This window comes from Streptomyces luomodiensis (assembly GCF_031679605.1).
GTDB lineage: Bacteria > Actinomycetota > Actinomycetes > Streptomycetales > Streptomycetaceae > Streptomyces > Streptomyces luomodiensis.
Map to the genome: position 1 here is coordinate 904224 of NZ_CP117522.1, position 14949 is coordinate 919172.

Sequence of the window (14949 nt, forward strand, 5' to 3'; positions counted from 1 at the left end):
GAAGAGAAGCTTCTCGACCACCTGAAGTGGGTCACGGCCGAGTTGCGCCAGACCCGTGAGCGTCTGCGGGAGGCCGAGTCCGCCGAGCCGGAGCCCATCGCGATCGTCGGCATGGCCTGCCGCTATCCGGGTGGGGTGCGGTCGCCGGAGGAGCTGTGGCGGCTGGTGCGGGACGGTGCGGACGCCGTCTCCGGCTTCCCCACGGACCGGGGGTGGGACACCGAGGAGCTGTTCGACCCGGATCCCGAGCGCTACGGGAAGTCCTATGTGGACCAGGGCGGGTTCTGCTACGACGCGACCGCATTCGACGCGGCCTTCTTCGACATCAGCCCCCGCGAGGCCCAGGCCATGGACCCCCAGCAGCGACTGCTGCTGGAGACCGCGTGGGAGGCGTTCGAACGCGCCGGACTCAGCCGGGAGTCGCTGAGCGGCAGCAACACCGGTGTGTACGCCGGGGTGGGTTCGCATGACTATCTGTCGGTCATCGGCGACATCACCAGCGAGGTGGAGGGCTACGTCGGCGCCGGGAACCTCGGCAGTGTGGTGTCCGGCCGGGTCGCGTACGCACTCGGCCTCGAGGGCCCGGCGGTCACGGTGGACACCGCGTGTTCCTCGTCGTTGGTCGCCATCCATCTGGCCTGTCAGGCGCTGCGGCAGGGCGAATGCGATCTGGCCCTGGCCGGCGGGGTGGCCGTGATGGCCACACCCGGCGCCTTCATCGAGTTCTCCCGGCAGCGTGGCATGGCCCCGGACGGCCGCTGCAAGCCATTCGCGGCGGCCGCCGACGGCACCGGCTGGGGCGAGGGCGCCGGGCTGATCGTTCTGGAGCGCCTGTGTGAGGCGCGGCGCCGCCATCGCCGCGTCCTCGGGGTGATCCGGGGTTCGGCGGTCAACCAGGACGGCGCCAGCAATGGCCTCACGGCGCCGAACGGGCCCTCGCAGCAGCGGGTGATCCGGCAGGCGCTGGCCAATGCGCGGCTGTCCACCGCCGAGGTGGACGCGGTCGACGGACACGGCACCGGGACCACCCTCGGCGACCCGATCGAGGCCCAGGCGCTGCTGGCCACGTACGGCCAGGGCAGGCCGGAGGGACGTCCGCTGTGGCTGGGCTCGGTCAAGTCCAACATCGGCCACACCCAGGCCGCCGCCGGTGCGGCCAGTGTGATCAAAATGGTGATGGCGATGCGGCATGAGCTGCTGCCCGCCTCACTGCACATCGATGAGCCGACGCCCCACGCCGACTGGACGTCGGGTGCGGTGCGGCTGCTGACCGAGCCGGTTCCCTGGCCGCGTGGGGACCGTCCGCGCCGGGCCGGGGTGTCCGCGTTCGGCATCTCGGGGACGAACGCCCATCTGATCCTGGAGCAGGCCCCCGAGGAGACCGGAACCGACCCCGAACCCGACACCTCGCACAACGACGGCACGGCGACACCCGGTGTGGTGCCATGGGTCGTGTCCGGGCGCGGCACCCACGCATTGCGCGGCCAGGCACGAGCACTGGCCGAGCGGGTAACCACCGACACCACCCTCTCACCGACGGACATCGGATGGTCACTGATCACCACCCGATCCGTCTTCGACAACCGCGCCGTCATCGTCGGCCACCACCGCGACGAACTCCTCGCCGGACTCAACGCCCTCGCCACCGGCGAAACCCACCCCAACCTCATCCAACCAACCACCACCACAAGCAACCCCGGCACAGACGGCACCGGACCCGTCCTGGTCTTCCCCGGCCAAGGCTCACAATGGCTCGGCATGGGCGCCGGACTCCTGGACGCCTCACCCGCCTTCGCCACCCGCATCGCCGAGTGCGAACAAGCCCTCACCCCACACATCGACTGGTCATTGACCGACGTCCTGCGCGGCGGAATCAACGCCGCCGACCTCACCCGCGTCGACGTCGTCCAACCCGCCCTCTGGGCCGTCATGATCTCCCTCGCCACCCTATGGGACCACCACGGCCTCACCCCCACCGCCGTCATCGGCCACAGCCAAGGCGAAATCGCCGCCGCCTGCGTCGCCGGAGCCCTCACCCTCGACGAAGGCGCCCGCATCGTCGCACTCCGCTCCCAAGCCCTACGCCGCCTCGCCGGCCACGGCGCCATGGCCTCCCTGACCATCAACCCCGACCACGCCACCGCATTCCTCACCAACCTCGGCACCCACGCCGCAGACGTCGCCATCGCCGCCATCAACGGACCCGGCTCCATCGTCATCTCCGGACCACCCGACCAAATCACCCACACCATCACCGCCTGCGAACGCACCGGCCACCGCGCCCGACTGATCGACGTCGACTACGCCTCCCACAGCCCCCAAGTGGACCAGATCGCGGAGGAGCTGAGGGAGGTGCTGTGCGGTATCGAACCCGTCCAGGCGGAGATGGCGTTCTACTCGACCGTCACCGGCGCCCGCATGGACACCAGCGGGCTCGACACCGCCTACTGGGTGACGAACCTCCGCGAGCAGGTGCGCTTCGCCGACGCCGTACGCGCCCTGCTGGACGACGGCCACCGCGTGTTCATCGAGGCCAGCACCCACCCCGTCCTCACCATCGGCATGCAGGAGACCTTCGAGGAGGCGGGGGTCGACGCGATCACCATCCCGACCTTGCGGCGCGACCACGGTGGCCCGGCCCAGCTGGCGCGGTCGGTGGCGCAGGCGTTCACCGCGGGCGTCGAGGTGGACTGGACCCGCTGGTTCCGCACCGACCCCACGCCCCGCGTCATCGACCTGCCGACGTACGCCTTCCAGCGCCGGCGGTACTGGCTGGACGGGCGTGGTGGCCACAGTGGCGACCCGGGCGATCTCGGGCTGGGGCGCGCCGGGCATCCGCTGCTCGGCGCCGCCGTGGAGCTCGCCGAGGGCGGTGCCCATGTGCTCACCGGCCGGCTCTCCCCGCGGACCCATCCGTGGCTGAACGACCACCGGGTGCTGGACACCGTCCTGCTGCCGGGCACCGCCTTCGCCGAACTCGCCCTGCACGCGGCCGCGCGGACCGGCTGTGACCATGTGGCGGAGCTGACCCTGCACGCGCCGCTGGTGATTCCGGAGGGTGAGGCGGTCGATGTGCAGATCGCCGTGGCCGCGCCCGATCACACCGGGGAACGGCCGATCACGGTGCATGCGCGGCCGGCGGCCGACGACGCCGGCGACGCGGCCTGGACCCGGCATGCCACCGGGGCGCTGGCCACCTCGGCCACGGCCGGCTCCTCGGCGCTCGACGCTGCCTGGCCGCCACCGGGGGCCACGCCGCTGCCCGTCGAGGACTTCTATCGGCGGCTCGCCGACCACGGCTACCACTACGGACCGTCCTTCCAGGGGCTCACCGCCGCCTGGCGGCTGGACGGCGATGTCTACGCCGAGGTGTCCCTGCCCGAGGGGGAGCGCGCCGGCGCGGCCGCGTACGGTATCCATCCCGCCCTGTTCGACGCCGCGCTGCACGCCCGCGCGCTGGACGTCGACCCGGACTCCGAGGACGCCCACCGGATCCTGCTTCCCTTCACCTGGAGCGGTCTGCGGCTGCGCGCCACCGGGGCGGACACCCTGCGCATCCGTATCAATCCGACGGCACCGGACCGGCTCACGCTGATCGCGGCCGATCCGACCGGCGCCACGGTGGCCGTCGTGGACGACCTGATCCTGCGCCCGGTGCCGGACGGACAGCTGGGCCGGGCCCGTTGGGCGGGCAGGAACTCGCTGTTCCAGCCGGTCTGGACGCGGATGACACCGGCCGAGGGCGCCGCCGCGTTCCGTTCGGCCGTCATCGGCCCGGAGGGCGGTCCGCCGGCCGATGCGCTGCCGGACGCCCCTCGTCTTCCGGATCTCACCGCCGTGCGGACGGCCGTGGCGGACGGGGCCCCGGCCCCCGAGGTGGTGTTCGCCTTCTTCGGCTCCCCCGCCAATGGCCGGGGCGGTCCGGTGGAGCGCGCCCACGACCTCGGCAAGGAGGCCCTGGGGGTGTTGCGGGAGTTCCTCGCCGCCCCCGAGTTCACCGGCGTCCGGCTGGCGGTGGTCACCCGTGGGGCGGTCGCGCCGCGCGGCCATGACGATGTCCACGACCTGCCGGCCTCCGCTGTCTGGGGTCTGGTGCGCAGCGCCCAGTCGGAGAACCCGGGCCGGGTGCTGCTGCTCGACCTCGACGAACGGGACACTTCGCGACGGGCGCTGGCCGGTGCGGTGGCCTCGGGCGAGCCCCAGCTGGCGCTGCGCGACGGCACGGCGTACGTACCGCGGCTGGTTCATGACGACGCGGCCAGGCGCCTCACCCCTCCGGATGGTTCGGGCGCCTGGCGTCTGGGACTGACAGGCCAGGGCAGCCTGGACCATCTGGCCCTGGTCGACTGTCCGGACAACACCCGCCCGCTGGGGCGCGGCGAGGTCCGGGTGGCGCTGCGGGCGGGCGGTGTGAACTTCCATGACGTCGTCGTGGCGCTGGGCATGGTGGAGGACCCCAGGCCGCTCGGCGGCGACGGTGCGGGGGTGGTCGTCGAGGTGGGGCCCGGGACGGCTGGGTTCGCGGTGGGCGACCGGGTGATGGGGCTGTTCAACGGCACCGGGCCGCTGGTCGTCACCGACATCCGGATGATCACCCCGATCCCCGCCGGATGGTCCTACGCGCAGGCGGCGACCATGCCGTCCGCCTTTCTCACGGCCTACTACGGTCTCGTCGATCTCGCCGGGCTGCGGGCCGGGGAGAAGCTGCTGCTGCACGCGGCCACCGGTGGTGTGGGGCTCGCGGCCGGGCAGCTGGCGCGCCACTGGGGGGCCGAGGTGTACGCCACCGCGGGCCCCACGAAGTGGCATGCTCTGCGGGAGCGCGGTTTCGACGACCGTCACCTCGCCTCCTCGCGCACTCTCGACTTCGAGGAGCGGTTCCGCGCCGCCGCGGGATCCGTCGATGTGGTGCTCAACTCCCTGGCCGGTGACTTCGTGGACGCGTCCTTGCGGCTGCTGGCGCCCGGCGGTCGCTTCATCGACCTGGGCAGGACCGACATCCGCGACCCCGGGCAGGTCGGCGCCCGGTATCCGGGGGTCGTCTACCGTGCGTTCGACCTGGTGGGCGACGCGGGGCCTGACCGTATCCAGCAGATGCTGGCCGAGTTGTCGGCCCTGTTCGCGGACGGGACGCTCCAGCCGCTGCCGACCACGCTGTGGGACATCCGCCGGGCTCCCGAGGCGTTCCGCCACTTCAGCCAGGCCCGTCACATCGGCAAGATCGTCCTGACGCTGCCCACCGCCCTCGACCCGGAGGGCACGGTCCTCATCACTGGTGGCACGGGCACCCTGGGCGCCGCCACCGCCCGCCATCTGGTCGTCCACCACGGCGTACGGCGGCTGCTGCTCCTCAGCCGCCGGGGCCCGGACGCCCCGGGTGCCGCGGAGCTGGCGGCCGAGCTGACCGGGCTCGGCGCGCGCGTCTCGATCGCGGCGTGTGACGCGGCCGACCGGGGTGCCCTGGCCAAGCTGCTGGAGACGGTTCCCGACCGCCATCCGCTCACCGCCGTCGTCCACGCCGCCGGGCTGCTGCGCGATGCCACGGTCGAGGCGCTCACCCCCGATCAGCTGGACGAGGTGCTGCGGGCGAAGGCCGACGCGGCGTGGCATCTGCACGAGCTCACCCGGGACGCCGGGCTGTCGGCATTCGTGTTGTTCTCCGCGGCCGCCGGGCTGCTGGGCGCCGCCGGACAGGGCAACTACGCCGCGGCCAACGCCTTCCTGGACGCGCTCGCCGTGCACCGTCATGCCCAGGGTCTGCCCGCCATCTCCCTCGCCTGGGGGTACTGGGCGCAGGCCACCGGCATGACCGGAGGGATGACCGACACCGACCGGGCGCGGCTGGCGCGGTCCGGCATGCTGGGGCTGGAGACCGAGCTGGGCCTGGCGTTGCTCGACATCGCCCTCGGCAGTGGTCTTCCCGCGCTGGCGCCCATCCGGCTCGACCTGGCCGCCCTGCGGCGTGAGGCCGGTGTCGGAGAACCGCCGGCCCTCTTCCGGAGTCTGGTGCGCGGCGCCACCGCGCAGGCGGCCACCGGAGCCGCCGGCACGGGCGGAGCGGCGCCGGCGGAGGCGTTCGCCGCCCTGTCCGAGGAGGACCGGCAGCAGGCGCTCCTCAGGCTGGTGCGCAACGCCACGGCGACGGTGCTGGGCCATGACACGGCGGATTCCATCCACCCCGCCCAGAACTTCCGGGAGCTGGGCTTCGACTCGCTCACCGCCGTGGAACTGCGGAACCGGCTGGGCGCCGCCACCGGTCTGCGGCTGCCCGCCACGCTGGTCTTCGACCACCCCACGCCCACCGCGGTGGTGCGGCTGCTGCGGGAGCTGCTGGCCCCGGCCGGGGTGACACCGATGGCCTCGCTCCGCACCGGTCTCGACACCCTCGACACGGCCTTGGCCGAGGGGATCCCCGACCGGGAGCAGCGGGCCGGGATCGCGGCGCGGCTGCGGGAGCTGCTGCGCAAGGTGACCGGCCCGGCGTACGGAGCCGACGGGGACGACCCCGTCCAGGAGGATCTGGCGTCGGCCAGCGACGAGGAGTTGTTCCGGGCGCTCGACAACGAGCTGACCGTCTCCTCCGACGACGGTCCCCGGTGAAGCGGGACCGCGGAACCAGACCGTTGAACCACACCGCCGAATCAAGACCGCCGAATCAGGACCGCTGAATCAGGACCGCCGTGACGATCGGGTTGATGCGATATGACGGATGACGAGAAGCTCCGCAGCTATCTCAAGCGGGCGACCGCCGATCTGCGTCTGGCCAGGCGGCAGTTGCGCGAGGTCGAGGACCGCGCCCGGGAGCCCATCGCCGTCATCGGGATGGCCTGCCACTTCCCCGGCGATGTGGCGACCCCCGAGGACCTGTGGCGGGTGGTGGCCGAGGGGGTGGACGTCATCTCCTCGTTCCCCGAGGACCGTGGCTGGGACCTGGAGAACCTCTATGACCCGGATCCGGAGAACGCCGGTACCAGCAGCGCCCGCGAGGGCGGCTTTCTGCGCGATGTGGCCGATTTCGACGCCGAGTTCTTCGGGATCAGCCCGCGTGAGGCCGCGGCGATGGATCCGCAGCAGCGGCTGCTGCTGGAGACCGCGTGGGAGGCGTTCGAGCGCGCGGGGCTGACGCGGGAGGCGCTGAGCGGCAGTGACACCGGGGTGTACGCCGGGGTGGACTCGTATCACTATCTGTCGCTCATCGGCCAGACGACGAGCGACTCGGCGGGCTATGTGGCCACCGGGAACCTCGGCAGTGTGGTCTCGGGCCGGGTGTCGTACTCGTTCGGTCTGGAGGGGCCCGCGGTCACGGTGGACACGGCGTGCTCGTCGTCGCTGGTGGCCACGCATCTGGCGGTGCGGGCGCTGCGGCAGGACGAGTGCTCGCTGGCCCTCGCGGGCGGGGTGACGGTGATGGCCACGCCCGGTGGGTTCACCGAGTTCTCACGTCAGCGGGCGCTGTCCCCGGACGGGCGGTGCAAGGCGTTCGCCGCGGCGGCGGACGGCACGGGCTTCTCCGAGGGCGTCGGCCTGGTGCTGCTGGAGCGGCTGTCGCAGGCACGGCGCAACGGCCATCGGGTGCTGGCGGTGATCCGGGGTTCGGCGGTCAACCAGGACGGCGCCAGCAACGGCCTCACGGCGCCGAACGGACCCTCCCAGCAGCGGGTGATCCGGCAGGCGCTGGCCGACGCCGGGCTGTCGCCGTCCGAGGTGGACGCGGTCGACGGACACGGCACCGGGACCACCCTCGGCGACCCGATCGAGGCCCAGGCGCTGCTGGCCACGTACGGCCAGGGCAGGCCGGAGGGACGTCCGCTGTGGCTGGGCTCGGTCAAATCCAACATCGGGCACACCCAGGCCGCCGCCGGAGTGGCGAGCATCATCAAAATGGTGCAGGCCCTGCGGCACGGGGTGCTCCCTCTCTCGTTGCACATCGACGAGCCGACACCGCATGTGGACTGGGGCACGGGTGCGGTGCGGCTGCTGACCGAACCGGTCGAGTGGGCGGCGCACGGGCGGCCGCGACGTGTGGGTGTGTCGTCGTTCGGCATCTCGGGGACGAACGCCCATCTGATCCTGGAGCAGGCCCCCGAGGAGACCGGAACCGACCCCGAACCCGACACCTCGCACAACGACGGCACGGTCACACCCGATGTGGTGCCATGGGTCGTGTCCGGGCGCGGCACCCACGCATTGCGCGGCCAGGCACGAGCACTGGCCGAGCGGGTAACCACCGACACCACCCTCTCACCGACGGACATCGGATGGTCACTGATCACCACCCGATCCGTCTTCGACAACCGCGCCGTCATCGTCGGCCACCACCGCGACGAACTCCTCGCCGGACTCAACGCCCTCGCCACCGGCGAAACCCACCCCAACCTCATCCAACCAACCACCACCACAAGCAACCCCGGCACAGACGGCACCGGACCCGTCCTGGTCTTCCCCGGCCAAGGCTCACAATGGCTCGGCATGGGCGCCGGACTCCTGGACGCCTCACCCGCCTTCGCCACCCGCATCGCCGAGTGCGAACAAGCCCTCACCCCACACATCGACTGGTCATTGACCGACGTCCTGCGCGGCGGAATCAACGCCGCCGACCTCACCCGCGTCGACGTCGTCCAACCCGCCCTCTGGGCCGTCATGATCTCCCTCGCCACCCTATGGGACCACCACGGCCTCACCCCCACCGCCGTCATCGGCCACAGCCAAGGCGAAATCGCCGCCGCCTGCGTCGCCGGAGCCCTCACCCTCGACGAAGGCGCCCGCATCGTCGCACTCCGCTCCCAAGCCCTACGCCGCCTCGCCGGCCACGGCGCCATGGCCTCCCTGACCATCAACCCCGACCACGCCACCGCATTCCTCACCAACCTCGGCACCCACGCCGCAGACGTCGCCATCGCCGCCATCAACGGACCCGGCTCCATCGTCATCTCCGGACCACCCGAGCAGATCGCCCACACCATCACCGCGTGCGAACGCACCGGCCACCGCGCCCGACTGATCGACGTCGACTACGCCTCCCACAGCGCCCAGGTCGATGAGATCGCGGAGGAGTTGCATGAGCTTCTGGCCGGGGTCAAGCCGGTGCCGGGCCAGGTGGCGTTCTACTCGACGGTCACCGGGGCCCGCATGGACACCAGCGGGCTCGACACCGCCTACTGGGTGACGAACCTCCGCGAACAGGTGCGCTTCGCCGACGCCGTACGCGCCCTGCTGGACGACGGCCACCGCGTGTTCATCGAGGCCAGCACCCACCCCGTCCTCACCATCGGCATGCAGGAGACCTTCGAGGAGGCGGGGGTCGACGCGATCACCATCCCGACCCTGCGGCGCGACCACGGTGGCCCGGCCCAGCTGGCGCGGTCGGTGGCGCAGGCGTTCACCGCCGGTGTCGAGGTGGACTGGACCCGCTGGTTCCGCACCGACCCCACGCCCCGCGTCATCGACCTGCCGACGTACGCCTTCCAGCGTGAGCGGTACTGGCTGGACGGCGAGGGCGGACCGGGTGGCGATCCGGCCGGCCTGGGGCTGACCTCCGCGGGCCATCCGCTGCTCGGCGCCGCCGTGGAGCTCGCCGACGGCACCACCCATGTGCTCACCGGCCGGCTCTCCGCACGGTCCCACCCGTGGCTGGCCGAGCATGTGGTGGCGGGCACGGTGCTGGCGCCGGGAGCGGTGCTGGTGGAGTGGGCGCTGCGGGCGGCCGACGAGGTCGGCTGCGGCGGGGTGGAGGAGCTGGCGTTGCAGGTTCCGCTGGCGCTTCCCGAGTCCGGTGGGCTGCGGGTGCAGGTGGTGGTCGGTGCCGCGGCGGAGGACGGTCGGCGCGAGGTGCGGATGTACTCCCGTCCCGACCGCCCCGGCCGCCCCGGCCGCTCCGACCGCTCCGACCGCCCGGACCGCGTCGGCCAGGCCGTCGATCCCGGCCCGGACGCGGAGTGGCGGTGCCATGCGGTGGGTGTGCTGGCGCCCGCGACCGAGGTCCCCGCGCCGGTGGAGGGCCTGGAGGGGGCCTGGCCGCCCGTGGGCGCCGAGCCGTTGGACGTCGACGCCTTCTACGAGCAGGTGCTGGCGGCGGGGTACGGATACGGTCCGGCGTACCAGGGGCTGAAGGCCGCGTGGCGCCATGGCCGGGATGTCCTCGCCGAGGTGACGCTGCCCGAGGCCGCGGGAGGACGGGGCGGATTCGGCATCCATCCGGCGCTGCTCGACGCGGCGCTGCATCCGTCGCTGCTGATGGACCGGCCCGAGGGGCAGGAGGACGACGGCCGGGTGTGGTTGCCGTTCGCCTGGAACGGCGTGTCGCTGTGGGCCACGGAGGCGGCCACGGTACGGGTACGGCTGTCGCGGGACGAGGAGCGGCAGTCGCTGCGGCTGACGGTGGCCGACACGGTGGGCGCTCCGGTGCTCACGGTCGACTCACTGGTGACCCGTCCGGCCCCGACCGACCAGTTGCGTACGGCTGCCGCCGCGCGGGGCGTGGACGGGTTGTTCAGGCTGGAGTGGGCTCCCCTGCCCGCTCCGGCCACCGAGCCGTCCCCGAAGTCGGTGGTCGGCGACGGCGGCTGGGTGGTGCTGGGCGAGGACCGGCTGGGGCTGGCAGAGCCGGTCGCGGCGGGTCTCACCGCTGATGCCGTGGTGTGCCATCCGGATCTGGAGGCGCTGATCGCGGCCGTCGACGCGGGCGAGGCCGCCCCCGCGGTCGTCCTGACCCATCCGCAATCCACCGGGGACGGCCACGGGGACGGGCTGGGGGCGGCCGAGGAGTTGCTGGGGCTGGTGCAGTCCTGGCTGCGGCGGCCGGCGCTGGCCGAGACCCGGCTGGTGGTCGTCACACGGGGTGCGATGGCGACGGGTCGTGCGGGCGACGACGCCGCGCTGGATCCGTCCGGTGCCGGTGTCTGGGGTCTGGTGCGCAGCGCCCAGTCGGAGAACCCGGGCCGGTTCGTGCTGCTCGACCTCGACGCCAGCAACTTCGCCGAGAGCCACCTCGACGCCAGCAAGCTCGACGCGAGCCGCGAGGGCCGCGAGGGCGTCGTGGCGGCCGTGGTCCGCGCCATCGATCTGCACGAGCCCCAGGTGGCGGTGCGGGACGGACGGGTGCTGGTGCCCCGGATGGTGCGTGCGGGAGCTGCCGCGCCCGGCCCGGCCGTCGATGAGCCGGCCGAGGGCGCCGTCGGGATCGACACCGATGGCACCGTACTGATCACGGGAGGCACCGGCACCCTGGGCGCTCTGGTCGCCGAGCACCTCGTCCGCGCCTGGGGGGCCAGGCATCTGCTGCTGGTGAGCCGGAGCGGTCCGGACGCCGCCGGGGCCAGTGAACTCGTCGACCGGCTGGCGGAGTTGGGCGCTGACGTGCGGATCGCCGCGGCCGATGTCACCGACCCGGACGCGGTGGCCGGTCTGGTGGCCGGGGTCGATCCGGCACATCCACTGACCGGTGTCGTCCACGCGGCCGGGGTGCTGGACGACGGCGTCCTCACCACCCAGACTCCGGAGCGGCTGGCGCGGGTGTGGCGTCCGAAGGCCACGGCCGCGGCCCATCTGCACACCGCGACGGCGGAGCTGCCGCTGTCCTTCTTCGTGATGTTCTCCTCCACGGCGGGCACGCTGGGCGCCTCCGGGCAGTCCAACTACGCCGCGGCGAACGCCTACTGCGACGCTCTGGCCGCCCGGCGCCGCGCCCTGGGCCTGCCGGGTCTTTCGGTGGCGTGGGGCCTGTGGGCGGACGCCAGCGGGATGACCGGACATCTGGGGGAGGCGGACCGGGCCAGGATGGCCCGGTCGGGCATCGGGGCGATGTCCAGCGAGCGGGCGCTGGGGCTGCTGGACGCCGCCGTGCGCCACGGCCATCCCCATCTGATCGCCATCGACCTGGACGTCCGTGCGCTGGCCGGGCAACCGGCCCTGACCCTGCCCGCTCCCCTGCGGGCGCTCACCGGGGGCGGTGTGGCCCGGCGCACCGCGGCCACCGCCCGGCCGCACACCGACTGGGCCGGTCATCTGGCCGGGCTGCCGCTGGAGGAACAGCGCCGCACACTGCTCCATCTGGTGCTCACCCATGCCGCGGCGGCGCTCGGCCACTCCGACCCCGGCCGGATCCAGACCGAACGCGGCTTCCTGGATCTGGGCTTCGACTCGCTGACGGCGATCGAGCTGCGGAACAGGCTGACCGCCGTGACCGGTCTGCGGCTGGCCACCACCCTGATCTTCGACCATCCGAATCCGGCCGCCCTCGCCGCGCATCTGCATGAGGAACTGGCGCCCGAGGACGTGGATCCGCTCACCCCGGTGCTGGGCGACATCGACAGGCTGGAAAGCGCGCTGCTTTCCGTGGCCCGGGACGAGGCGGCACGGGAAACCCTGCACCAGCGCCTGCGAACCACATTGACGAGGCTGGGCGCGCCGCACGGCGACGTAACGGACGAAGGTCCGGCGGCCGGCCGTATTCAGGACGCCACCACGGCCGACGAGATCTTCCAGTTCATCGACCAGGACCTCGGCCGCAAAAGCGACGGAGAGCACGCCCATGGGGGTACACGGTGATTGATGAGCGAAGCCGTAAGAAGCTCATTCTCGAGCACAGCCGCCGGATGAACGCCGCGGATGTCGACGGGCTGCTCGAACTCTACGCGGACGAGGTCGTTTTCGAGGATCCGGTCGGCTCGGGGCGCAGGACCGGGCGGGACGCCTTGCGTGCGCATTTCGAGGAGTTCATCCGGGCGGGTATCACCGAGATTCCCGGCGAGCCGGTGGCGGGGCAGGACGGTGCGCACGTCCTGGTGCCGGTGACGGCCACGATGGACTATCTGCCCAAGGGTCCCGGCTTCGCCGAGCGCGGCTGGCTGGCGGCCCCCGACGCCCCGGAGAACGCCCGTATCACCTGGGATTACGTGCTGATGATGCGCACCGGGTCCGGTGGTCTCATTCAGGAATTGCAGATGTTCTGGGGGAGGTCGGACATTGGCATCGCCAGCTGATCCCCCACGGTCCCGGCACCGCACAGGAGGCGTTCATGGCCGATGAGGCGACTCTCAAGAAGATGGCTCTGGAATACGCGCGGCGGATGAACGCCGGTGATGTCGAGGCGGTATTGGAGCTGTTCTCGGACGATGTCGTCTTCGAGGACCCGGTCGGCGCGCCCCCGCTCATCGGAAAGGACGCCCTGCGCGGACATATCGCCTGGTCCATGGAATGCCAGGTGCATGAGGTCCCGGGCCGTCCGGTCACCTCGATGGACGGTCGCAGGGTGGTGACACCGACCACGGTCACGGTGTACGCGCCGGCCAAACTCACCTTCAACATCATCGGTGTGATCGAACTCGATGATGACGGTCTGGCCCGTCATGCCCAGGCGTTCTGGGGCATCACGGATACGAAAGTGGGCGACGGTCCAGAACTCACCGGTGTCGCGCATTTCATGGCGGTCACCCAGAACCTCGCCAAGATGGTCCAGGCCAAGGGCAGCCCCAGTCCGACGTAACAGGCGTAAGCGGTGAAGGGACGAAAGCGAAACCATGACCGAACCGAAACACGGAATCGTTCTGGGCGGCGGCTGGGCGGGAATGCTGGCTGCCCATGTGCTGGCCCGCCATCTGGAGCGGGTGACCGTCGTGGAGCGTGATGTGCTGCCGGACGGCCCCCGGCACCGCAAGGGATCGCCGCAGGGGCGCCATGTCCATGTGCTGTGGTCCAGCGGTGCGCGCATCATGGACACGCTGCTGCCGGGCATGATCGACCAACTGCTCGACGCGGGCGCCCGCCGGATCGGATTCCACCAGGACCTGGTGACCTTGACGTCCCACGGCTGGCAGCACCGCTTTCCACCGCGGCAGTTCGCCCTCATGTGCACCCGCCCGTTCCTGGACTGGAAGGTGCGCGAACGCGTGCTGGCCACCGGGCGGATCGCGGTGCGGCAGCGCGCCGAGATCCTCGATCTGGTCGGTGACACCGAGCGGGTGACCGGGGTCCGGGTGCGCGACATGGACAGCGGCGTGTCGGAAACGCTGGAGGCCGATGTGGTGATCGACGCCTGCGGGCGCGGTTCACGGCTCAGGCACTGGCTTACCGCGCTGGGCCTGCCGCCGCTCGAGGAGGATGTCGTCGACGCGGGCATCGCGTACGCGACCCGGGTGTACCAGGCGCCGCCGGGCGCCGCCGCCGGGTTCCCGGCGGTCAATGTGGCCGCCGACCACCGGCTGCGCGAGCCGGGCCGGTTCGGGGTGGTGTATCCGCAGGAGGACGGCACCTGGATGGTGACCCTGTCATGCACCCGTGGCGCCGGCCTGCCCACCCATGACGAGGACTTCCTGCCCTACGCCCGGACGCTGCGCCATCCGCTGGTCGCCGATCTCATCGGCCTCGCCGAGCCGCTGACCTCGGTGGCCGTCTCCCGGGTCGGCGCCAATCGGCGGCTGTATCCGGAGCGGCTGGACAGCTGGCCGGAGGGGCTGCTGGTGCTCGGGGACGCGCTGGCCGCGTTCAATCCGATCTACGGCCACGGGATGAGCTCCGCGGCCCGCGCGGCCGCCGCGCTGGACACCGAGCTTCAGCGGTCCGGGACCGGCGGCGGGGCGACCCGGCGGGCCCAGCGGGCGATCAGCGCGGTCGTGGACGATCCCTGGATCATGGCCGCGTCCAAGGATGTGGAGTATGTCAACTGCCGTATGAACACGACGGATCCACGGCTGACGGGCGGGGTCGTGGCGCGGCAGCGCTTCTCCGATCTGATCGCCGACCGGTCGATCCGCGCCTCGGCGGTGTGCGATGTGGTGACCGATGTCATCAGCCTGACGGCACCGCAGTCCGAGCTGGCGTCCAGCGGCTTTCTGTCGCTGATGCAGAAGGACCGGGTCCTCCCGGAGCTCACCGAGCCGCCGCTGACCCCCGATGAGCTGGCGCTGGTGAAGCTCAATCCGCGCAGCACGGTGGGTGCGGGCGGGTCATGAG

The 14949-nt window shown here is 72.1% G+C and carries 5 protein-coding genes; all 5 read left to right on the plus strand.

Going from position 1 to position 14949, the window contains the following annotated elements:
* The first annotated feature begins 21 nt into the window (after positions 1–21).
* The 5 genes from PS467_RS03850 (at position 22) to PS467_RS03870 (ending at position 14948) form a co-directional block, all read left to right on the plus strand.
* On the plus strand, positions 22–6600 hold the full coding sequence (locus tag PS467_RS03850) for a type I polyketide synthase (protein ID WP_432280716.1): 6579 nt from the start codon (positions 22–24) through the stop codon (positions 6598–6600).
* A gap of 102 nt (positions 6601–6702) precedes the next feature.
* On the plus strand, positions 6703–12546 hold the full coding sequence (locus PS467_RS03855; RefSeq protein ID WP_311033988.1) for a type I polyketide synthase: 5844 nt from the start codon (positions 6703–6705) through the stop codon (positions 12544–12546).
* A gap of 47 nt (positions 12547–12593) precedes the next feature.
* Positions 12594–12980: a nuclear transport factor 2 family protein gene (locus PS467_RS03860; RefSeq protein ID WP_311033989.1), complete on the plus strand. Its 387-nt coding sequence runs from the start codon at positions 12594–12596 to the stop codon at positions 12978–12980.
* 35 nt (positions 12981–13015) lie between these two features.
* Entirely contained in the window at positions 13016–13483 is a 468-nt protein-coding gene (locus tag PS467_RS03865) for a nuclear transport factor 2 family protein (protein ID WP_268970010.1), read from the plus strand.
* 34 nt (positions 13484–13517) lie between these two features.
* A complete protein-coding gene (locus tag PS467_RS03870; protein ID WP_311033990.1) occupies positions 13518–14948 on the plus strand; it encodes an NAD(P)/FAD-dependent oxidoreductase in 1431 nt (476 codons plus the stop codon).
* The last annotated feature ends 1 nt before the right edge of the window (position 14949 follow it).

Excerpts from the sequence above, each read along its gene's own strand:
- PS467_RS03855 (WP_311033988.1), top strand. The coding sequence starts at position 6,703 with ATGACGGATGACGAGAAGCTCCGCAGCTATCTCAAGCGGGCGACCGCC.
- PS467_RS03860 (WP_311033989.1), top strand. The coding sequence starts at position 12,594 with ATGAACGCCGCGGATGTCGACGGGCTGCTCGAACTCTACGCGGACGAG.
- PS467_RS03865 (WP_268970010.1), top strand. The coding sequence starts at position 13,016 with ATGGCCGATGAGGCGACTCTCAAGAAGATGGCTCTGGAATACGCGCGG.
- PS467_RS03870 (WP_311033990.1), top strand. The coding sequence starts at position 13,518 with ATGACCGAACCGAAACACGGAATCGTTCTGGGCGGCGGCTGGGCGGGA.